17 protein-coding genes are annotated in these 20,532 nt (G+C 61.4%); 6 read left to right on the forward strand and 11 right to left on the reverse strand.

Annotated elements, in window-relative coordinates:
- Positions 1 to 66: 66 nt before the first annotated feature.
- Together V6943_RS18425 and V6943_RS18430 are read left to right on the forward strand one after the other, a co-directional pair.
- Positions 67 to 357, forward strand: coding sequence for a DUF2218 domain-containing protein (locus tag V6943_RS18425; protein ID WP_340554976.1), 291 nt, complete (start codon positions 67 to 69; stop codon positions 355 to 357).
- Between the two features lie 29 nt (positions 358 to 386).
- A complete protein-coding gene (locus V6943_RS18430) occupies positions 387 to 908 on the forward strand; it encodes a cytochrome b (RefSeq protein WP_340554977.1) in 522 nt (173 codons plus the stop codon).
- Between the two features lie 7 nt (positions 909 to 915).
- Here the strand turns inward: V6943_RS18430 and V6943_RS18435 are convergent, their stop codons facing one another.
- From V6943_RS18435 to glgA, 7 genes are all read right to left on the reverse strand, one after another.
- Positions 916 to 1,773 carry a M23 family metallopeptidase gene (locus V6943_RS18435; protein WP_340554978.1) on the reverse strand — a complete coding sequence of 286 codons (858 nt, stop codon included), beginning with the start codon at positions 1,771 to 1,773 and terminating at the stop codon, positions 916 to 918.
- A 217-nt stretch (positions 1,774 to 1,990) separates the two neighbouring features.
- Complete coding sequence (glgX, locus tag V6943_RS18440) at positions 1,991 to 4,141, reverse strand: glycogen debranching protein GlgX (protein ID WP_340554979.1); 2,151 nt, start codon at positions 4,139 to 4,141, stop codon at positions 1,991 to 1,993.
- Positions 4,142 to 4,243: 102 nt separating this feature from the next.
- On the reverse strand, positions 4,244 to 4,621 hold the full coding sequence (locus V6943_RS18445; RefSeq protein ID WP_340554980.1) for a DUF2934 domain-containing protein: 378 nt from the start codon (positions 4,619 to 4,621) through the stop codon (positions 4,244 to 4,246).
- Positions 4,618 to 7,431: a malto-oligosyltrehalose synthase gene (locus tag V6943_RS18450; protein ID WP_340554981.1), complete on the reverse strand. Its 2,814-nt coding sequence runs from the start codon at positions 7,429 to 7,431 to the stop codon at positions 4,618 to 4,620. The genes V6943_RS18445 and V6943_RS18450 overlap by 4 nt, the downstream gene beginning before the upstream one ends.
- Positions 7,428 to 9,506, reverse strand: coding sequence for a 4-alpha-glucanotransferase (gene malQ, locus V6943_RS18455; protein ID WP_340554982.1), 2,079 nt, complete (start codon positions 9,504 to 9,506; stop codon positions 7,428 to 7,430). The genes V6943_RS18450 and malQ overlap by 4 nt, the downstream gene beginning before the upstream one ends.
- Positions 9,496 to 11,271 carry a malto-oligosyltrehalose trehalohydrolase gene (gene treZ, locus V6943_RS18460; protein WP_340554983.1) on the reverse strand — a complete coding sequence of 592 codons (1,776 nt, stop codon included), beginning with the start codon at positions 11,269 to 11,271 and terminating at the stop codon, positions 9,496 to 9,498. Before treZ ends, malQ begins: the two co-directional genes overlap by 11 nt.
- 12 nt (positions 11,272 to 11,283) lie before the next feature.
- On the reverse strand, positions 11,284 to 12,834 hold the full coding sequence (gene glgA, locus V6943_RS18465) for a glycogen synthase GlgA (protein ID WP_131648817.1): 1,551 nt from the start codon (positions 12,832 to 12,834) through the stop codon (positions 11,284 to 11,286).
- 300 nt (positions 12,835 to 13,134) lie between these two features.
- Here glgA and V6943_RS18470 point away from each other — a divergent pair, with 300 nt between their 5' ends.
- Positions 13,135 to 13,635, forward strand: coding sequence for a CinA family protein (locus V6943_RS18470; RefSeq protein WP_131648816.1), 501 nt, complete (start codon positions 13,135 to 13,137; stop codon positions 13,633 to 13,635).
- A 75-nt stretch (positions 13,636 to 13,710) separates the two neighbouring features.
- On the opposite strand, the gene V6943_RS18475 is transcribed toward V6943_RS18470, so the two are convergent.
- Positions 13,711 to 14,823 carry a mechanosensitive ion channel family protein gene (locus V6943_RS18475; protein ID WP_131648984.1) on the reverse strand — a complete coding sequence of 371 codons (1,113 nt, stop codon included), beginning with the start codon at positions 14,821 to 14,823 and terminating at the stop codon, positions 13,711 to 13,713.
- A 181-nt stretch (positions 14,824 to 15,004) separates the two neighbouring features.
- Here V6943_RS18475 and V6943_RS18480 point away from each other — a divergent pair, with 181 nt between their 5' ends.
- Positions 15,005 to 15,535, forward strand: coding sequence for a ferritin-like domain-containing protein (locus V6943_RS18480; RefSeq protein ID WP_131648815.1), 531 nt, complete (start codon positions 15,005 to 15,007; stop codon positions 15,533 to 15,535).
- A gap of 30 nt (positions 15,536 to 15,565) precedes the next feature.
- Here V6943_RS18480 and V6943_RS18485 read toward each other — a convergent pair whose 3' ends face one another.
- Positions 15,566 to 15,847, reverse strand: a complete 282-nt coding sequence (locus V6943_RS18485) for a DUF1652 domain-containing protein (RefSeq protein ID WP_131648814.1) — start codon at positions 15,845 to 15,847, stop codon at positions 15,566 to 15,568.
- 273 nt (positions 15,848 to 16,120) lie between these two features.
- On the opposite strand from V6943_RS18485, the gene V6943_RS18490 reads away from it, so the two are divergent.
- Together V6943_RS18490 and ligD are read left to right on the forward strand one after the other, a co-directional pair.
- Positions 16,121 to 16,438: a hypothetical protein gene (locus V6943_RS18490; RefSeq protein WP_340554984.1), complete on the forward strand. Its 318-nt coding sequence runs from the start codon at positions 16,121 to 16,123 to the stop codon at positions 16,436 to 16,438.
- A gap of 23 nt (positions 16,439 to 16,461) precedes the next feature.
- Positions 16,462 to 19,014, forward strand: a complete 2,553-nt coding sequence (gene ligD / locus V6943_RS18495; RefSeq protein WP_340554985.1) for a DNA ligase D — start codon at positions 16,462 to 16,464, stop codon at positions 19,012 to 19,014.
- A 27-nt stretch (positions 19,015 to 19,041) separates the two neighbouring features.
- Here ligD and V6943_RS18500 read toward each other — a convergent pair whose 3' ends face one another.
- Together V6943_RS18500 and V6943_RS18505 are read right to left on the reverse strand one after the other, a co-directional pair.
- Entirely contained in the window at positions 19,042 to 19,278 is a 237-nt protein-coding gene (locus V6943_RS18500) for a DUF2790 domain-containing protein (protein ID WP_340554986.1), read from the reverse strand.
- A gap of 248 nt (positions 19,279 to 19,526) precedes the next feature.
- Positions 19,527 to 20,462 (reverse strand): LysR family transcriptional regulator, encoded by a 936-nt coding sequence (locus V6943_RS18505; RefSeq protein WP_340554987.1) that lies wholly within the window; start codon positions 20,460 to 20,462, stop codon positions 19,527 to 19,529.
- Positions 20,463 to 20,532 lie beyond the last annotated feature (70 nt).

Consider the following 20,532-nt stretch of genomic DNA (forward strand, 5'->3'; position numbering starts at 1 on the left):
TGTATGCTCCTTTGCAACAGGCCAGCGCAACCACGGACGCGGCATTGCGCGTCGAAGGAGGAATAGTTGAAAGCATTACCTGAAACGGCGACCGCCACGGTCGCGACCGAGAAGCCATCTCGACTGATCAACCGGCTCTGCAAGCACTGGGGCCACAAGTTTCCCGTACAGCACGATGAGCAGAAGGGTGAGATCGAGCTGCCTATCGGCAATTGCCGGCTACAGGTCGCAGAAGGCGGGCTGCAGGTCGTGGTCGAAGCCGAAGACTCAGAGCAGCTGCAGAAGCTGCAACAGGTGGTTGCTGATCATCTGGAACGCATGGCGACCGGCGAAGCTCTGAGCTTTACCTGGCAGTGATTCAAACGAACGACGTTGGAGCAGAAGCGATGATTCACGACTCGAGAGAGCGTTACGGAAAGGTCAGTAAATGGTTTCACTGGCTGATGGGCGGGCTGATCATCTGGCAGCTGCTCAAGCTCGGCGACCGCATCAGCGAAGGCGAGCATTGGATTGGCCAGACGCTCGTACCCTGGCATGTCTCCATCGGCTCGCTGCTCCTGGTGCTGATCGTTCTGCGCATTCTCTGGGCATCAAGCCAGCTCAAGCAGCGGCCGCTGCATGATCCGGCGACGGCATTCGTGGTCAAGGCAGGACACTTCGCGTTGTACGTCGGCATGCTGTTGATGCCCATTACCGGCTTGCTGACCATGCTGGGTAACGGCTATGGATTGAAAGTGTTCGGCATGCAGTTGGTAGCCAAAGGCCCGGAAATCGATTGGGCAGCGAGCGTCGGCAGTCTGCATTCGCCGCTGGCCTGGATCATGGTGGTGCTGGTGATCGGACATATCGGCATGGCATTGCTCCATCATTTCGTCAAACGTGACGACATCATGCGGCGGATGCTGTAACCCGGCTTCAACGCTCACTAAGGGCGAAATTGGGCAGCGACTCCACTGGCTGGGTAAAACGGAAGGGGACAGATACCAAGCTGTCCCCGATGTTTTTCTGCACTACGAAATGCAAATGCGGCCCCGTGCTGCGTCCGGTGTTGCCGGATTGTCCCAACAGGCTACCGATCTTCACCCGCTGACCCGCCTTCACCTGCACCGAACCACGCTTCAAATGCAGGTACGCGCTGTGCGTACCGTCATCGTGGAGAATTCGCACATAGTTCCCCGCCGGGTCCGGCCGACGTCCGTGCTGGTCATTGCGTATCTTCACCACCGTACCCGCACGTGCTGCAACGATCGGCGTACCCACCGGCATGGCGATATCCACGGCAAAGCGGCCTTTGGGCGAGTTGTGGCTGAAATCGCCACCGACCCCCTGTGATATACGGAACGGACCGCCTTTCCAGGGCAGCGCATAGGCGTAGCCGCCCACCGAACCTTTCTTGCCCGGCTCCGGCGAGTAGATCAGCGAATAGCTGAACGACTGCTGATACATCAACGGATAACCCGACTGGCGCTTGCGCAAGGTGGCGATGCGCATGCGGGTGCGAGCGGGAACCGTCTTGCGCACCACACCCTTGCCAACGCCCGCGACATTGACCATTCGCGTCAGGCGCAGCACCACCTCGACCGGCACGTCCGTATCGTTGCGCACATCCATCGCCTTGCCGGAGCCGACGCGGTTCACGAACAGCCGGACGCTACCGGCTTTGCCCGCCGGGAGCGTCGCATTGGTGATGGCACCACCGGCCAGAACGGGCAGGGCGCTGATGGAAATGAAGATCAGCAGAGCAAGTGAAACGATCAGCCGAGTCGAAGCCATAAGGTGTGATCCGTCACGGAAGGGACAACCCGCCTGCGGCTGGCAGAACAAATCCGTCGAGTTTCGTGAGTGCCGCGCTGGGGGTTGGGACTGGAGACATTCGCGAGGGTTCATACCGCACGTCGAGAACCATCGAAGGGTTGAGTAGCTGCCGGCGTGGCCTTTAGATAAGTCGAAGCCCCGATGTCGGGGCTCCGCGTTTGGCGATGGATCGGCGTTATTCCTCTTCCTTGATCAACTCGAACAGCAGCAGCGAGCGGCCGGTCAGTCCGTATTCATCGCTGAATTCGAAACGCTCGGCGCGTGCGACGGGGTTGTTGGTGTCGATCAAGCGGTTCCAGTAAATGCCTTGCGGTACTTCCGGCAGGGTGAAATTCACGATGTCGTGATGTGAGTTGACGATCAGCAGCAAGGTTGCGTCCGAACCGGCCTTGCGAATGCCGGTCGCCTGCGCGCGGCCATCGAGCAGCATGCCCATGCAGCGGTTGTTGCCGTCTTCCCAGTGCTCGACGGTCATCTCTTCAGCATGCGGCGCGAGCCAGGTGACGTCCTTGACGCCCAGTTCCTCGTTGTAGGCGCCGACCAGGAAACGTCCACGACGCAGCATCGGGTAGCGCTGGCGCAGGCGAATCAGTTTGCGAACGAAGGCCTGCAAGGTCCGACTATCTTCGGGGATATCCCAATTCACCCAACCGATTTCACTGTCCTGGCAGTAGGCGTTGTTGTTGCCGTGCTGGGTCCGCGCGAACTCATCGCCGGCAACGATCATCGGCGTGCCCTGCGAGAACAGCAGCGTGGCGAAGAAGTTACGCATCTGACGGAAGCGCAGTTCGTTGATTTCCGCATCATCGGTCGGGCCTTCGACGCCGTGATTCCAGGAAATGTTGTTATCGCTGCCGTCGCGGTTGTCTTCGTCGTTGTCCTCGTTGTGCTTGTGGTTGTAAGACACCAAGTCCTTGAGCGTGAAACCGTCGTGTGCCGTCACGAAATTGACCGAACTGAACGGCCGGCGGCCGCGCTGGTTGAACAGATCACCCGAGCCGGTAAGACGGCTGGCGAAATCGGCCAGCTGGCCGTCATCACCTCTCCAGAACGCTCGCACGGTGTCGCGATATTGATCGTTCCACTCGGCCCATCCGGGTGGGAAACCACCGACCTGATAGCCGCCAGGCCCGCAGTCCCAAGGCTCGGCGATGAGCTTGGTCTTGGCCAGTACCGGGTCCTGACGACAGGCGACGAGGAAGCCGTGGCGTTCGTCATAACCATCGTGCTCCCGGCCCAGAATGGTCGCCAGATCGAAGCGGAAGCCATCGACGTGCATTTCTTCAGCCCAGTAGCGCAGGGAGTCGGTGACCATCTGCACCACGCAGGGATGGCTCATGTCCAGCGTGTTGCCAGTGCCGGAGTCGTTGATGTAGTAGCGCTTTTCGTCCGGCATCAACCGGTAGTAGGAGACGTTATCGATGCCGCGCATGGACAGGGTCGGGCCCAGCTCGTTGCCTTCGGCGGTGTGGTTGTAGACCACATCGAGAATGACCTCGAGGTCGGCATTGTGCAGGTGCGCGACCATTTCCTTGAACTCGCTGATCTTGCCGCTGGCCAGGTATTTCGGATGCGGCGCGAAGAAGGCGATGCTGTTGTAGCCCCAGTAGTTGCTCATGCCTTTCTCCAGCAGATGCTGGTCCTGGACGAAGGCATGAATGGGCAGAAACTCGATAGACGACACGCCGAGTTTGCTCAGGTAGTCGATCACTTCTGGCGTCTTGAAGCCGCCAAAAGTGCCGCGCATGTCTTCGGCTACCGACGGATGCCGCATGGTGAAGCCACGCACGTGGGTTTCATAAATGATGGTGCGATCCCAGGGGACCTGTACCGGGCGGTCGTGGCCCCAGGTGAACGCCGGATCGATGATCTTGCATTTTGGGACGAAGGGCGCGCTGTCTCGCTCGTCAAAGCTGAGGTCGGCATCGGGATGGCCGATGGTGTACCCGAACAGCGCCTCGGACCATTTCAGCTCGCCCACCAATTGCTTGGCATACGGGTCGATCAGCAATTTGTTGGGATTGAAACGGTGACCGGCTTCGGGCTCGTACGGGCCGTGCACGCGATAGCCATAGATCTGCCCCGGATGGGCGTCTGGCAGGTAGCCATGCCAGATCTCGTCGGTGTATTCGGGTAGTTCGATGCGCTCGAGTTCGGTTTCGCCATCGGCATCGAACAGGCACAGCTCAACCTTGGTGGCGTTCGCGGAAAAGATCGCGAAGTTGACCCCAAGCCCGTCCCAGGTGGCGCCAAGCGGGAAGGGGAGGCCTTCGCGAATACGCGAAGAGGTTAGAATCTGAGGCGCCGTAGGCTTTTTTCTACTCATGAAATCTCCGATGGCAGCTCGTGCGTGCTCGAGGCCGTGCAGGCGGTTACCCGCGGTTGTTCGATGCGCCAATGCAGCTGGAGCCTTGGCGCATCTGGTCGTTCAGGTTTCTTTTCGGGTGCGGGGTGCGCGGGTTTTCTTAACGCCCGCTGGCGTGCCTTCAGCGGCATCGGTGCCGGCTTTGGCTTTCGGACTTGCCGTGCCCTTGGCGGCAGCGGCGGCCTTGGCGGGTTTGACGTCTTTCGGATCGTTGGCATCCTTCGCCGTTTTCGCCTTCGAGGTTTTGGCGGCTGGGGTTGCGTCGGTCGGTTTGGTGGCGGTCTTGCGGGCGCGGCTTGCGGGTTTATCACCCGGCTTGGCCTCTGCCTCGGCGAGCTTGCGAGCCATTTCCCAATGACGTTCGTCCTCGCCGTGCGGGCGGCCCTCCGATACCCAAATGTCGTAAGCGAGTTCGCGGATGCGCTGCTCGTTCTTGTTCATCGTTCTGATTCTCCTGTTGAACTGATCGTTACCTGTAGAACCGCCACCGGCAGTTGTTGCAATGTTTCTGTGACACTCAAAACCGCTTGTTTGGGTGTGACTGTCATTCCGTCAAAAAGTCGCTCCAGCCCGTGACCGCTCAGCGCATCGGGCAATCGCACCCGCGTGTCACCCCAGCGCTCAGCCGGGATCTGCGGTGTTTGGCTGTCGGCCAGCAAGTCGCTGGCGAGCCGTACCGCCACCACGATGAGCCAACTGCCGTCGAACTCGCGGGCGAAGGCGATCAACCGATCGGCGTGTTCGCCCTCGATAGCCAACGGCAGGTAGTTACCCTCAGTGAACAGCCGTGGCTGCGAACGCCGCAATCCGAGGATGCGACCGATCAGCCATTGTTTGATGCGGCCGTCCTGCCAGTTCGCCAGCAGCTCAGCCGGTTGCGCCTGTAGGTCGAAAGTGGCGCGACGCCGGTCGAAGTCGACGGGGCGGCGGTTGTCCGGATCGACCAGGCTGAAATCCCAGTAATCGGCACCTTGATAAAGGTCCGGCACGCCGGGCGTGGTCATGCGCAGCAGTGTCTGGGTCAGGCTGTTCAAGGCGCCGGCCGGCGCCAGTTCGAGCGCAGCCTCGGCGATTTCATTGCGCAGCGTCCGGCATTCATCGCCAAGCAGCAGGGCACGCAAGTACTGCTGGCAGGCGCTTTCGTATTCGCTGTGAGGATCGGTCCAGGTGCTGCGCAGCTTGGCTTCGCGCACGGCCTTTTCCTGCCACTTGATGATCCGCTCGCAAAACGCCTCCATGGCTGGCTTGTCATCGGCGTTCAGGTCCAGCGGCCAGCACCCGAGCAATATCTGGAACAACAGCATCTCGTCGCCCGCCGACGGCGCCGGCCCGTCGGCCAACTCTTGACGCTGGCCGTAAGCGAGTTGTCGCCAGTGGCGCACCTTGGCGGCGAACCATTCGGCGCGTTCGCTGATCACCGTCATACGAGCGCGGGTGTCTTCGCCGCGCTTATGGTCGTGGGTCGCGGTGGTCAGCAGGTTGCGCGGAAAGTGTTCGGCACGCTCCAGACAAGCAGCGTGAAAAGCCTGCACCGGTGCGCTGAAGGTCTGCGGATCGAACCCCACGTCGTTGCGTGACAGCAATGCACCGGAGCGATAGCAGGCGGTGTCTTCCACGGCCTTGGCAGCCGCAGGCGAGGTGAGCTGCTGAAAGCGCGTGCAGGCATAGCGACGGATTCGCCGGGCCGGGCCTGGCGGCAATGCGCGCAGGCTTTCGCCGCCGAGCCAGCGATCGAGCAGATCCAGCAAAGGCCAGTCCGCCTCGCCAAGCGTTGTGCGTGCGCCGGCCAGCGCCTGCTGGAAGAACGGCTCGTCAGCCTCGCGCCGGCCACGGGCACCGACATAGGTTCGGTACACCGGGAAGTGCACGATCAGCTCCAGCAGCGCGCGGCGGATCGCGCCAAGCGTGATATCCCGCGTCATCACGTCGTAGCGCGCTACTTGCAGGAGTGCCTGGGCGACGGCCTCGAAGTCGCCGGCCAATGGCCCGGTTAGCACCAACTGCCGCGCCTGCCGCACTTCCTCCATGAAATCCGCAGGGCGTTCGGCGGTTTCGCTCCATAGCCCGCAGAGCACGGCCTTGCCGGCGGGATCGTGCTGCAGCAGCGAAATCTGATTCATGAATTCGTAGCCAGTGGTGCCATCCACGCCCCAGTCGTCGTGCAGGCGTTCGCCCTCGGCGAGGATTTTTTCGACGTAGATGGGTACGTGATCCTGTGCCGCTTCCACAGGCCGAGCAGCGTTCAGGCGGTCCACCCGGCGTCGCAGCCGACGGCAATAACCACGCGGATTGGCCAGCCCGTCGATGTGATCGATGCGCAAACCATCTACCAACCCTTCGGCGAGCAATTCGAAGATCTTTGCGTGGGTTTCCTCGAACACCACCGGCCGCTCGACACGCAGGCCGCCCAGCTCGTTGATATCGAAGAAACGCCGCCAGTTGATGTCGTCGCCTGCGGTACGCCAGCTGGCGAGGCGGTAGTTCTGCCGTTCGAGCAGTCCGTGAAGACGTTTGAAGCCTTCCTCGGTGGTCGAGTCGTAGTGTCTGAGCGCGTCTTCGAGGGTTTGCCGTAGTGCGCTGTCTTTCAGTAACTGCGCCAAATCGGCGCGCAGCTGACGAGCAGTCTGATAAGGCGCCGGCTCGGTTTTAAGCGCATCGAAATGTTGCGCCAGGGCGCGCAGCTCCGGGTTATCGGTCAGCCGTAGGAGCTCGCCGTAGCTGGGTGGCGTAATAGGGAAGCGGTGCTCGTAGTGTTCGGCATGGAAGGCGCCGTTTTCCACATCCAGCCGCAGCGGAATCTTGCCGTCCTGCAGGGCCTCGCCATAGTCGCAGCCCAGGAAGGGGACCAGCAGTTGGCCTTCGAGCAAGGGATCGGGCGAATTCCATTGGATATCGAAGAACTGTGCATAGGGGCTGCGGCGGCCCCATTCGAGCACGTCCAACCACCAGGGATTGCCCGCGCCGCCAACGGCCATGTGGTTGGAGACGATATCGAGGATCAGCCCCATGCCTTTGGCGCGTAGCGCGTCGACCAGACGGCGCAGGGCCGGCTCGCCGCCAAGTTCAGGATTGATGCGGGTCGGGTCGATGACATCGTAGCCGTGCATCGAGCCGGGCCGCGCCGTCAACAGGGGCGATGCGTAGAGGTGGCTAATACCGAGGTCGGCGAAGTAATCGACCAGAGCGGTCGCATCGTCCAAGGTGAAGTCCCGATGAAATTGCAATCGCAGGGTGGCGCTCAGGTCTTTCATCGATGATCGCTTCCAATGTTCTGCTTACGGGCTTCAGCAAGGGTGTCCAGACGGCGCGTAGATGCTGGCTCGTCGAGCAGCGTGGCGCTGTCGCCGGGGTAGCGGCGACGCCAGTTGGGGTGGGCGTCGGTGGTGCCTGGCATGTTCGGCTGTTCCAGCAGGCACAGCGCATCCTCGACCGGAAACAACACCAGCGGCGCTGGCGTGCGCCCGAGAAAGGCCGCGCAAGCGTCGGCCAGCACTTGCGGGTCGCTAAGATCGCCTTCGACATTCGGCGCGTACTCGCGCAACAGACGAAGCAGGCCGGCCCGTTCGCGCTCGCGTTCTTCCAGTTGCGCCGGACGTTCATGCTCTTGGTGCTGGCCAACCTGGATGCGCCAATCGATGTCGTGGCCTTGCCACCAGCCGTTGATGGTTGGCAGGTCATGGGTGGTGGAGGTGGCCAGCGCACTGCGCGGCCACTGCATCGGTGGTTTGAAGTTGCCGTTATGGTCGCGCTCGAAGAACAGCACGCGCATGGCCAGCAGGTTGCGCGCCGCCAGTTTCTCACGCAGCCCCTCCGGTACGGTGCCCAAGTCCTCGCCGAGGATCACCGCATTGCGCCGCCAGGCTTCCAGCGAGAGCAGCCGCAGCAAGTCGTCGAACGGGTAATTCAGATAGGCGCCTTCAGCAGGCCCTGCGCCGGAGGGCATCACCCACAGGCGCATCAGGCCCATCACGTGATCGATGCGCATGCCGCCGGCGTGCGCCAGGTTGGCGCGCACCATCTCGATGAAGGCGCGATAACCGTGGGCCTTCAGACCCCAGGGCGAAAATGCGGAAATGCCCCAGCTCTGACCCTGGCGATTGATGATGTCCGGCGGCGCGCCGACGCTCAGTGCGGCCAGTACTTCGTCCTGCCGGCTCCAGGCCTGACTGCCGCCGCCATCGGCGCCGACGGCCAGATCGCTGATCAGGCCGATCTTCATCCCGGCGCTCTGCGCTGCGGTCTGCGCACGCTCCAGCCCGCGCGCGATCAGCCACTGGCAGAAGGCGTAATAGCTCAACTCGTTGGCGTGTTCCTGGGCAAATTGCTCGATACCAGGGCTCTGTGGGGTGCGGTACTGCTCCGGCCAGTCGCGCCAGTGTTGCGGATGTCCGTCGGGACTGAGCAGCGTTGCGTGCAGGGCCTCGAATCGACAATGGTTTTCCAGCGCCTCGCCGCCTGCCTCGCGGAAACTATCGAAGTCGGCCTGCTGGGCATTTCCGCCCGTGCAGAAATCTTCGTAAAGCGCACGAAGCAGGCACTGACGGGTTCTGGACACGGCGTTCCAGTCGATCAGCTCGAGTTGTTCCAGACGCTGCAGTTCTTCGCCCAGGCCGCAGGACTCGATGGCGATCCGTACGGGCTTCTCACCAAGCACCGCTTCCGGTGCGCTATGCAGAATGTTGTAGAAAAGCCGGCTGGAGGGTGAATACGGGCTGTACTGACCACTATTGACCGGGAACATGGCATGGATCGGGCTGATGCCCAGCGCTGAAGCGCCATGCGCGGCGGCGTTACGCACCAGGGTTTCCAGCGCCAGGGTATCGCCCAGTCCACCATCGCCGGGGCGGCGTAGGCCGTACAGCTGAGCAGTAAGCCCCCAAGCGTTGGGGCCGGCGACGTCTTCGACACTGGGGCAGGCATGCGGCGCCACCGCGATAGTCAGTCGCTGACCGGCGATATCCAGTTGGTGGTAGCCGGGCGTGTCGATCGCGGCCAGGCGGGCCTGACCATCCAGCGTTCCGTCATGCAGGCTGCCGTCTTCCAATTCCAGGCGGTAGGGCGTGGACGGTTTGCAGTATTGGCCCAGCTCCAGTGCAATCCCCTGATCCAGGGTGAGCAAGGGCGGCAAGTTGGCGCCGCCATTGATAGCGTCGAGCTTTTTCAGGCTGCTCTCGATTTCTTCATCGCTGCCGGCCGCTAGCCCTAATCCGTTGAGCACGGCACTCAGCACTTCGGGGCTTACCCGCTGGTCGCGGCCATCGGCGTCTACCCAATCGATGGACAGGCCCGCTGCCTCGGCCAGGCGGTTCAGTCGTTCATCGCTCATCTGCAGTCTCCAAATACATCCTGGCGGAGCGCGCGGGCAGCGTGCCTGGATTGGAAGTGTCGGTGTTTCGGCTGGTGTGCAGCAGGCGCGCCGTCGCAGCGAGAGTCACCTCAACGTCGCGGTCGCCGAGATTCAATTCCAGGCGCAGCTCGCTGCCATCGCCGAGACGCCAGCGGGCGAGGGCGGCGACATCTGCAAGCGCCTGCGCGCCGAGGAACCGCGAGCCTTCGAGGCGCGGCATGATTTCGCGATGGCGGATTTTCAACAGTTGGCGATACAGCGCCAGCCACTCGGCATGTTCCGGCTGATCTCGCTTGCTGAAGTCAGGTTTGGACGCCTCGAACGTCTCCACTGCGTTCGGGTCCGGGATGCGCGCGCGGGTCTGCTCGTCGGCAAATTCGGAAAACTCGGCGAATTCGCCGCGGCGGCCTTCCCGAACGGCATCAGCCAGTTCGCCGTGGTGGCTGGTGAAAAACAGGAAAGGTTCGCGCGCCCCCCATTCCTCGCCCATGAACAGCAGCGGGATCATAGGCGAGAGCAGCAGGATGGTGGTCGCCGCCTTCAGGGAATCGGGATCGGTAAGGCTGATCAGCCGGTCGCCGAACGCGCGGTTGCCGGTCTGGTCATGGTTCTGCAGAAACAGCACGAACGACGTCGGGGAAAGATGGCCACTGGGCTCGCCACGGGATTCACCGCGACGGTTCTGCTGGCCCTGATAGATAAAGCCTTCGCCGAGGAAACGCACCAGTTTGTCGGTCGCGTCCTGATGGTATTCCGCGTAGTAACCCTGGCTTTCCCCGGTCAGCAGCGTATGCAGCACGTTGTGCCCGTCATCGTCCCATTGGGCGGTAAACCCTTGGGTAAGCAGGCTGGCGCGGTTGTCTTCGTTTTCCAGTACCAGATGCACATGACGGCCCGGCTCCGTTTCGGCGCGCACCCGCTCGGCGAGTTCGGTGAGGAAGGTTCGATCCGGAATGGCATGAACGGCATCCATGCGCAGGCCATCGAAGCGGTATTCCATCAGCCACATCAGCGCGTTATCGATGAAGAAGTCGCGCACTTCACGGCGGCGGAAATCGATGGCGTCTCCCCAAGGCGTCTGCTGATCGTGGCGGAAGAAATGTTTGGCGTAGCGGTGCAGGTAATTGCCGTCCGGCCCGAAGTGGTTGTAGACCACATCGATAAAAACCATCAGCCCCACACCGTGGGCCGTGTCGATCAGGTGCTTGAGCTGCTCGGGCGTGCCGTAGGACGCCTCGGGTGCATAGAGCAGAACGCCGTCGTAGCCCCAGTTGCGATCACCGGGAAATTCGGCGAGCGGCATCAGTTCGATGGCGGTGACGCCCAGTTCGGCAAGGGCAGGAAGGCGCTGCTCGATCTGCGTGTAGCCGCCGTATGCGGACACGTGCAATTCATAGAGCACGGTTTCGTGCCACGGCCGACCCTGCCAGTCACGGTTGCACCACTGATAGGCATCGGGATCGACCACGACGCTGGGGTCGTGCACGTCGATAGATTGCGCACGCGAGGCGGGGTCGGGCACCGTCAGTTCGTCATCGATGAGAAAGCTGTATTGCGAGCCGGCGGTTGCATTCGCCTCGATGCTGTACCAACCGTCTTCGCCTTCCTGCATGGGCAGCGTATCGCCGCCGACCATCACCAGGCTGACGCGTTGCGCGTCGGGTGCCCAGAGCCTGAACCGGATACGCGAAGCGTCGAGTAGCACCGGTCCGTGTCGCCCGTCACGGGCTGGCCTGTTTTGCATTGATTGACCTCGTTAAAAGATGGCCTGGGCTTCGCGCCGCTCACCCAGCAACTGTCGATACAGCCGGTCATACGGTTCGATTGCGTGGCGCCAGAAGAAACCGCCGCTCATGGCCCGGCAACGCATCGCGTTGAGTAAGTGCGGGTTCTCATGCACTGCCAGTGCCCGTTCCACAGCCTGGCGGTAGCTTGGCGTCGTGGCTTCGCTGAACAGAAACCCGGTGACGCCGTCGTCGATGCTGTCCGCCAGCCCGCCGGTGCGGTGGGCGATGGGCAGCGCCGCGAAGCGCTGGGCGTACATCTGGCTCAGGCCGCAGGGCTCGTAGCGCGAGGGCATGAGCAGGAAGTCACTGCCGGCGAACAGCCGTCGGGCATCGGTCTCGTTGAAGCCGATGTGCGCGCCGACCCGACCGGGAAAGCGCTCCGTGAGCCGGCGCACCTGGTCTTCGATATGCGGCTCACCACGACCGAGAATGGCCAGCTGGCCGCCGTGCTGGACGATGGTTTCGGCCACCTCGATGGTCAGGTCGATGCCTTTCTGGTGCACGAGCCGGGACACCACGGCGAATAGCGGGCCCTCGCCCGGCTCCAGACCGAACAGGTCACGCACATGGGCCGCATTGGCCTGCTTGCCGGCCCACTCATGCGGACCGAACTGGCTGATCAGGTGCGTGCAGGTCTGTGGCTCCCAGCTCTCGTCGATGCCGTTCAGCAGTCCGCTTAGCAGGCCCTGGCGCGCTTTCATCGCAAGAAAACCCTCCATACCGCAGCCGAACTCGGGCGTCGTGATTTCTTCGGCGTAGGTCGCGCTGACGGTCGTGACCCGGTTGGCGTAGGCAATCCCTGCCTTGAGGAACGACAGCGCGCCGTAGAATTCCATTCGCTCGGGGCTGCAGGCTTCCTGGGGAATGCCCAGTTTGCGCCGCAGGCTCATGTCGATGTTGCCCTGATACGCCAGGTTGTGAATGGTGAAGATGCTGGGCGTGCTCAAGCCGCGCCACTTCATGTACGCAGGCGTCAGGCCGGTCGGCCAGTCGTGCGCATGGACCAGATCAGGTGCCCAGCGAATGCAGGCGGTGCCCGCGGCGATGTCCGCTGCCGCCAGGCACAAGCGGGCGAAACGCACCGGGTTATCCGGCCAGTCATTGCCATGTTCGTCGCCATACGGCAGACCGTCGCGCTCGTACAGTTCCGGGCAGATCAGCACGTAGATGATCAGGCCGTCCGGCATGTCGAGGCGGCCGACTTTGCAGGGCGGCAGGTCGCTGTAGGCGTGCACGCTGCCAACGATGCGGATCGGTTCGCCGCATTCCATGACCTGTGTGTAACCGGGGATCAGCACGCGGACATCGTGCATATCGCCCAGCGCGCGGGGCAGGGCGGCAGAAACGTCGGCGAGCCCGCCCGTCTTGACCAGATCGGTCAGCTCCGAAGTTACGAAAAGGATCTTTTTCTTATCGATCTGCGTGCTGCGAAGTTGCAGCACTGGTCGCTCGACGAGCACGCCCGGACGTTGGATTGTTTTTGGTCGGGCAGATTGGCCATTTACCGCAGCAATACTCATAAGCACTTTCCCCAGGTGATCGGTGTTGGCGTGAGGCCGATCACAAGCACGTTTGTTTTCCAAGCAGCATCCCTCTGGAGCTGCAGATCATGAGCACGGCAAGAGTGGTTTCTTCTTTTTTTGGAGTCGCTTGTTACGCGGCGTAGACGCGCGAAGGCCCTACCTTGAAAAAGACTCCAGCGCTATGAATTCGTTCTCAGTTTTCGACCAAAACCGCCAGGTGGAACTTTGCCCTCGAAGGCCGGCTCGGAAAACTGACGCGACACCGTTGTTTTACCGCTGCCAGTCGGAGCCAAGACCATGCAAGACCTTGCTGAAATCGTGCGGTTTTTTAGCGACAAAGAGATGAAATTGACCACGGCGGAATCCTGCACCTGTGGCCTGATGGCCTCGCTGCTAGGCGACGTTCCTGGGTGCGGCCAAGTGCTCGACAGCGGCTTCGTCGTTTACTCGCCAAAAGCGAAGAACCGTCTACTTCATGTCAGTTTCGAAACCATCGAAACCTTTGGCCTGACCAGCGAAGAGGTTGCCACCGAGATGGCGATCGGCGCGCTGAATGCCAGCGTCGCCAATGTCGCCGTCGCCAACACCGGCGTTGCCGATGACAGTGAAGAAGATGCCGGCGGCACTCAGTGCTACGCCTTTGCGTTGATGCAAGGCGAACGCCAGGTCAGCATCAGCGAGACCGTGCGGTTCGCCGGAGACCGAGTGGACATTCGCAAGCAGGCCGCGCGCTACGGATTGGAGCAGTTGCCGATCAAATACGAGCAGCTGCTCGATAAACTCCGCGAGCAGGACTGATCGACATAAGCGCTGCACCGAAGTGGTAACCAGGCGCCCGCACTCGGGGCGAGCCGAGGGTCTCATCCGCCGCGTTCAAACCGGCGGCTGACGCTCCGGTTCCATATGCTCCGGAACGGACTTGTCGATGTTCGGCTTGTGCCCAACGCTAAGGTCTGCCCGCAGTTGCGGCAGGCATTGTGGGTATTGACGCTGAACGAAGCCGATCAAGCCCTCACGTAAATGGCAGCGCAGATCCCAATTGCGCGACGAATCCGGGGAGCTCACCAGCACCCGCAGCTGAATGGATTTCTCACTGGTGTCTGTCACCTGCAGCACGATGACGCGGCCGTCCCACAGCTGCGGAACGTCTTGGCAGAGCCGTCGCAGTTCTTCGCGCAACGGCTCCAGTGGCAGTGAATAGTCGACCCAGAGAAACACCGAGCCGATGATGCTGGAGTTGCGCCGCGTCCAGTTCTGGAACGGTTTCTCGATGAAGTACTGCAGAGGCACTACCAACCGGCGGTCATCCCAGATGCGAACGATGACGTACGTCCCGGTGATTTCCTCGATCCGGCCCCACTCGTTTTCAACGATCACCACGTCATCCAGCCGAATCGGCTGAGTGATCGCAATCTGTATGCCTGCGATCAGGTTGGCGAGCACCGGACGCGCAGCGAAGCCCACGGCAAGGCCAGCGAGACCTGCCGAAGCGAGCAGGCTGGCACCGAGCTGGCGCGCCGCCGGGAAGGTCATCAGCATGCTGGCAGCGCCAATCAGCAGGACGAAAAAACCCAGTGTCCGTAGCAGCACGCGCGACTGCGTCTGGATTTGCCGTGCGCGCAGGTTATCGCTGACATCCACGGGGTTCTTCATTCGCACGGCTTGCTCAAGGCCGCGCAAAAGCCGTAGAGCGAGCCAGGTGAAGCAACCGATGATCAACAGGGCCGTTATGCGCCGAGCCGCATCCAGCAAGGCGAATTCATCCCCGGAAGCCGTTAAGACTGCCTGCAGGCCAAGCAGTGGAAGCAACAGCCGAATGGGCTTTTCCAACTGCTCGGACACTGCCTTGGTAAAAAGAAACCTGCGCCCCAATCGCAGCATCACCGCGGTCAGTACACGGCCAAACACGCTTAATACGACCACCACGAAGGAGGCCGCCAGCAGTACCCGCAATGCGGGCTCGTCTATGTAGTTCTCCCAGGGCATGGGCAAGGCGAGGGGTTCGATAAGCCAGCTCCGTACGAATGACTGCTTCAGATGACTGATGGCGGTTTTCCAAAGTTCATCAACGTGCATTCAGTCGGATGCGTGGAACTCCCTGTGGCGGCTCCTTTCACACTTACAAGGGTGTAGACCCAATCGGTATCCAACCCATGGGAGAAGCGACATGCAAAGTGCACAAACCGGAAACGACGTCCGCGTCGAACGTTTGATCGAATGGCTGCGCGATGCTCACGCAATGGAGGCTCAGGCCGAGTCCATGCTCAGCAAACAGGCCAGCCGCATCGAGCACTATCCCCAGTTGAAAGCGAGGATCGAGCAACACATTACCGAGACTCAGAACCAGGCCAAGCTGATCGAAAGCTGTCTACAGCGCTACGACAAGTCCTATTCGGGCCTTAAGGATCTGGGCGGCAAGATGATGGCCATGGGGCAAGCCATGGGCGGCATGATGGTCAATGACGAAATCGTCAAAGGCGCTCAGATGGGCTACGTCTTCGAGAATCTGGAAATCGCGTCCTATGAGATTCTGATCGCGGCGGCCGAGACCATCGGCGATACCCAGACTGCCGAGATCTGCACACGCATTCTGGCTGAAGAAGTGGCGATGGCCGAGTGGATGCGCAGCCACCTTGCCGAGCTGACCCAGGCCTATCTGACCCGCGCGCAGACCCCCAACGTTGAGGCGAAACGCTGACAAGGCGCTGAGTAGCCGCGCAACATTCGGCTACTGCTCGGCGACTTTGTCGGAAAGCGAGGCGGTCATCAGGCCGCCTCGTGTGGCGTACAGCTCGAAGCGCAGTTCCTGAGCCAGCCGCACCAGATTCGCAGCGTCGCGGCACTGATCATCGGTGATGCCGAAAACGGTGAGCTCTTCGCCGTCCACGTGCTCTTCATAGAGCCGGACGGTGACACGACTGTCTTCCTGAGCATGGCAGTCACAGCGGAAGGGATACAGGTAGTTGCGGAGGATGTTCTCAATCGTCAGCAGAGGTAGACGTGAAGCCATGATCCTTCCTCCTTTCGAGTCTCCAGAGTCGGCGAGCGTGCTCGCGGTCGGATGCTACGGTTTTGCGTCAGCGGCATCTAACAACGCTAGCAGGCCCTGTCCCGTTGTAAACATCACTTTGCCGCCGCTCGGCAGACCAGAAGCAAGCGGCGAAACCCGCGCCGTTGCGCTTGCCGACGGCTTCCGTCCCTCGAAATTCGGCGCTACCAACCAGTCACGGAACTCGCGAGCCCACTTGCAGCGAGCGCCAATACCTGACGACGAGGAATCACCATGAAATCCATATTCGCATTGGTATTCGCAAGCCTCATTGCTTCATCCGCGTTCGCCCAGTGGCCTGCCGGCACGCCTGAAGACGAACGCGGTGCCCGTCCCAGCCCGATGGGCAACCCGACGCCTCAGGAAACGCTTGATACGCACAAGGACAGCCAGGGCCGTACCGTGACCGAAGACGGTGATCTTGTCAGCGAGCCTCCGGCGACTGAGGGTGAGGCCGATCAGGAGGCCGACGATGCATCAGTCAATCCAGGGCGTCATTCCAGCCACGGCGGGCCGACCGACTCGGCGTCCGATCCCGGCACGCTCGAATAAACCGGCGTCACGGAGCCGGCACCATGGCCCTCGACGAATACAACCGTAAGCGGGATTTCGCCGCGACGCCCGAGCCGGGCGGCGACACCCGAAAGCGTCGCAAGCAAGACAAAAGCGGAGCGCTTCAGTACTGCATCCAGAAGCACGATGCGTCCCGGCTGCATTACGACTTCCGCCTCGAACTGGACGGCACGCTCAAGAGCTGGGCGGTGCCCAAAGGTCCGTCACTGGATCCCAAGTCGCGCCGGCTGGCGGTGCACGTCGAGGACCATCCGCTGGACTACGCCACCTTCGAAGGCACTATTCCGGCCGGCCATTACGGCGCGGGTGATGTGATCGTCTGGGACCGGGGCATCTGGATTCCGGAAGGCGATCCGCACGAGGGGTATCGCAAAGGCAAACTCAAATTCACGCTGGAAGGGGAAAAGCTCGGCGGCGTCTGGAACCTGGTGCGCACGCGCATGGACGGCGGCAAGGAACAGTGGTTTCTGATCAAGTCGAACGACGACGCAGCGCGACCCGAGCAGGACTACGACATCGTCAAGGAACAGCCCAACAGCGTGCTCAGCGACCGCACGTTGATCCCGCGCAAACGCGGCAAGGCGAAGCTCGAGATAGACGCCAAGCCGGTCAAGACACCTGCAGCGCGCACTCGCAAGAAAGCCGCGCACACCACGCTGTCCGGCGCCAAGCCCGCGCCGCTCCCGGACAGCCTCAAACCGCAACTCGCGACGCTGGTCGAGTCCGTGCCCGACGGGGACTGGCGCTACGAGATCAAATTCGATGGCTATCGAATCATGGCGCGCATCGAGTCGGGCAAGGTTCAGCTGTTCACTCGCAACGGGCACGATTGGACGGCTAAGATGCCACAACAAGCCGAAGCGCTAGCTGCGCTCGGGCTTGAGTCGGCTTGGCTCGACGGCGAAGTGGTGGTGCCGAACGAGGAGGGCACTCCGGACTTCCAGGCGCTACAGAACGCCTTCGAAATCGGGCGTAGCGGCACCATCATTTATTACCTGTTCGATTTGCCTTTTTTGAACGGCATGGACCTGCGCGAAGTCCCGCTGGAAGAGCGCCGGGCGGCTTTGAGTCAGCTGCTGGAAGCCAATGACAACGAGCTGCTGCGGTTTTCCGCGGACTTCACTGAACAGCCTGAAAGCGTGTTGGACAGCGCCTGCCAGATGAAGCTCGAAGGATTGATTGGCAAGCGCGCTGGCAGCACCTATGTCTCCAAACGCAGCAATAGCTGGGTGAAGATCAAGTGCAAGAATCGCCAGGAATTCATCATTGTCGGTTTTACCGATCCAAAGGGCACACGCGCCGGCTTCGGTGCCTTGCTGCTGGGTCTGCATAACGATGAGGGCGAGTTGCATTATGCGGGCAAGGTGGGTACGGGTTTTAACCAGGCAACGCTCAAGAGCCTACACGCCAAGCTGAAGACGCTGAAAATCGACAAGAGCCCGCTGGCGAAGGCGCCGCCAGCCGCGGATGTGCGAGGCGCGCATTGGCTCAAGCCGGAATTGATGTGCGAAGTCGCCTTCGCCGAAATGACCCGTCAGGGCGTGATTCGTCACTCGGTCTTCCACGGGTTGCGCTCGGACAAGCCCGCACAGGCCATTACCCATGAGCGCCCGGCGAAAGCGCCCAAGACCAAGAGTAAAGCCGCTGATAAATCAGCAAGCAGCGCGGGCGGCAAGATTAAGATCTCCAACCCCGAGCGCATCATCGACAAATCCATTGGCGCAACCAAGATGGAACTGGCGCGCTTCTACGCCGAGGTGGCGCCTTGGGCATTGCCGCATCTTCGCCAGAGGCCGCTGGCACTGGTCCGCGCCCCGGAAGGCATCGAAGGCGAGCTGTTCTTTCAGAAACACACCGAGAAGCTGAGCATTCCGCATATTACCCAGCTGGATACGGCGTTGTTTCCCAAACACGCCGCACTGATGACCATCGACAGCGTCGAAGCCCTGGTCAGCGCCGCGCAGATGGGCACCATCGAGTTGCATACCTGGAACGCCGTCGCTCCGGTACTCGATCATCCGGACCGCTTCGTGCTGGATCTCGATCCCGACCCAGCGCTGCCTTGGAAGCGCATGGTCGAGGCGACCCAACTGACCCAGACGCTGCTGGATGAAATCGGCCTGCAATCCTTCCTCAAGACCAGCGGAGGCAAGGGGCTACACATTCTAGTACCTCTAAAGCCAACTCAGAGCTGGAAGGAAGTAAAGGCGTTCAGCCAGGCGATCGCGCAGTACATGGCGAAGTTGCTGCCGCAGCATTTCTCTGCGGTCAGCGGGCCGAAGAACCGCGTCGGACGGATCTTCATCGACTATTTGCGCAACAGTCAGGGCGCCAGCACTGTCGCCGCCTATTCGGTGCGGGCGCGTGAAGGGCTTTCGGTGTCGGTGCCGATTCACCGCGACGAGCTCGCCGAGCTCAAGGGTGCCAATCTCTGGACCATCCGCAACCTTATGTCACGGCTGGAAGAGCAGGGCGACGACGACCCCTGGGCCGAAATCGACGAGACGGATCAAACGATTACAGCGGATATGCGCGAGCGGCTAGGGATGAAATGACCGATTGAGGGGATGGCGGACAGTCGATCAGTGATCGTTGCAGTCAGCGCCCTGGCGCAGATAGCTCATCACCTGGGTTTCGCCCTTGGAGTCGAGATAGGTCATCTTGGCTTCGACCACTTCACAGCCGCCGTTCGGCACTTCCATCGAGATGATCTCGGCGATGTCCAGCTTGTCGCCGTATTGATAAGGAGCGGGCTGCGGAGCAGCGATAGCCAGTTGAGTGAACACGGACAAGCCGGCAATCCAGAGTAGATTTTTCATAACGACCTCTTTGCGTTTTTGACGCCCGCCAGATGCGGCGAGCGCTTGGGGAATTAAAACTGGCTGCCAACGAGGAAAGGCAGCCAAAGATGACAGGGCATCGGTCGACCGAAAGGAGCGATCATGCAACCGATGCAGCGCGGGATCGAAATCAACCGCGTACTGCCACGAGGCAAAGAATAAAGAATGCCGAACCGCAGAAAAATGGCGCTTCCGGAGAGGGATCGTTACCGCTGTGGTAACAATCTTCAGGCCCAGTATTTGGGGTTCTGGATGAGCTGGTGATAGATGGCGAAGGCTTGCGGCAATTCCGCTTTAAGGAACTCGACCCAGGTCTTGACCTTGGCATCGAGGAACCGTCGCGACGGGTAGAGCGCGTAGATGGTTTTTTCCTGCAGACGGAACTGCGGCAACAGCCGCACCAGCGTGCCGCGCTGGAGCGCCGGGACCGCCACGTAATCGGGCAACAAACACACGCCCATGCCCGCTTCGGCGGCCGAACTCATGGCTTCGGCCACGTTCACCTTGAAGGTTTCGCTGGGTTGAATCGTTTGCTCGATGCCATCGCCGATGAAGCTCCAGCTGTCGGCGAACACCGGATCGGCAAGCCGCAGGCAGCGATGCCGTTCGAGATCGGCCGGCACCTTCGGCGCACCGTGCTGTTCGATGTAACTCGGCGAGGCGCAGACGACGTGAAATACCGTACCCAGTCGCTGGGCAATCAACTCGGAATCCGGCAGCTCGCGCGACAGTGTGATGATCACGTCGAGGTTGTCTTCCAGCAAATCGGGTTGGCGCTGGGAGAGGATCAGGTCCAGATAGACATCCGGATAGATCTCGTCGTAGCGGCCGGCGAGCGTCGCCAGCAGCTGGATGCCCAGGCCGATGGTGGAATGCACCCGCAACCGCCCTCTGGGCACCAGATGCGCGCCGCTGGCTTCGACCCGCGCCAGCTCGACCTGATCAAGGATCGCGCGGCTTTGCTCGAGAAAACGCTGGCCCGCTTCGGTCAGAGACAGACGCCGCGTTGTGCGGTGCAGCAGACGCGCTTGCAGCTGATTTTCCAGCTCCGACACCAGCCGGGAAACCTGAGCGGTGGAGGTATCGGACTGCAGCGCCGCCGCCGTGAAGCTGCCGGCGTCGGCTACCCGTACGAATACTCGCATCGCATGAAGTAAATCCATTGGTTACCTATCCTCTATGCCACTTGCCAAGTCCCGCTTGCTGACACCGGGCGCGACGAATGAAGCGGTT

This window comes from Pseudomonas sp. CBC3, from assembly GCF_037967085.1.
GTDB lineage: Bacteria > Pseudomonadota > Gammaproteobacteria > Pseudomonadales > Pseudomonadaceae > Stutzerimonas.

Coding starts and splice junctions, on each gene's coding strand:
- V6943_RS18430 (WP_340554977.1), top strand. CDS start 387: ATGATTCACGACTCGAGAGAGCGTTACGGAAAGGTCAGTAAATGGTTT.
- glgA (WP_131648817.1), bottom strand. CDS start 12,834: ATGAGTATTGCTGCGGTAAATGGCCAATCTGCCCGACCAAAAACAATC.
- V6943_RS18470 (WP_131648816.1), top strand. CDS start 13,135: ATGCAAGACCTTGCTGAAATCGTGCGGTTTTTTAGCGACAAAGAGATG.
- V6943_RS18485 (WP_131648814.1), bottom strand. CDS start 15,847: ATGGCTTCACGTCTACCTCTGCTGACGATTGAGAACATCCTCCGCAAC.
- ligD (WP_340554985.1), top strand. CDS start 16,462: ATGGCCCTCGACGAATACAACCGTAAGCGGGATTTCGCCGCGACGCCC.
- V6943_RS18500 (WP_340554986.1), bottom strand. CDS start 19,278: ATGAAAAATCTACTCTGGATTGCCGGCTTGTCCGTGTTCACTCAACTG.
- glgX (WP_340554979.1), bottom strand. CDS start 4,141: ATGAGTAGAAAAAAGCCTACGGCGCCTCAGATTCTAACCTCTTCGCGT.
- treZ (WP_340554983.1), bottom strand. CDS start 11,271: ATGCAAAACAGGCCAGCCCGTGACGGGCGACACGGACCGGTGCTACTC.
- V6943_RS18445 (WP_340554980.1), bottom strand. CDS start 4,621: ATGAACAAGAACGAGCAGCGCATCCGCGAACTCGCTTACGACATTTGG.
- V6943_RS18435 (WP_340554978.1), bottom strand. CDS start 1,773: ATGGCTTCGACTCGGCTGATCGTTTCACTTGCTCTGCTGATCTTCATT.
- V6943_RS18475 (WP_131648984.1), bottom strand. CDS start 14,823: ATGCCCTGGGAGAACTACATAGACGAGCCCGCATTGCGGGTACTGCTG.
- V6943_RS18490 (WP_340554984.1), top strand. CDS start 16,121: ATGAAATCCATATTCGCATTGGTATTCGCAAGCCTCATTGCTTCATCC.
- V6943_RS18480 (WP_131648815.1), top strand. CDS start 15,005: ATGCAAAGTGCACAAACCGGAAACGACGTCCGCGTCGAACGTTTGATC.
- malQ (WP_340554982.1), bottom strand. CDS start 9,506: ATGAGCGATGAACGACTGAACCGCCTGGCCGAGGCAGCGGGCCTGTCC.
- V6943_RS18450 (WP_340554981.1), bottom strand. CDS start 7,431: ATGAAAGACCTGAGCGCCACCCTGCGATTGCAATTTCATCGGGACTTC.
- V6943_RS18505 (WP_340554987.1), bottom strand. CDS start 20,462: ATGGATTTACTTCATGCGATGCGAGTATTCGTACGGGTAGCCGACGCC.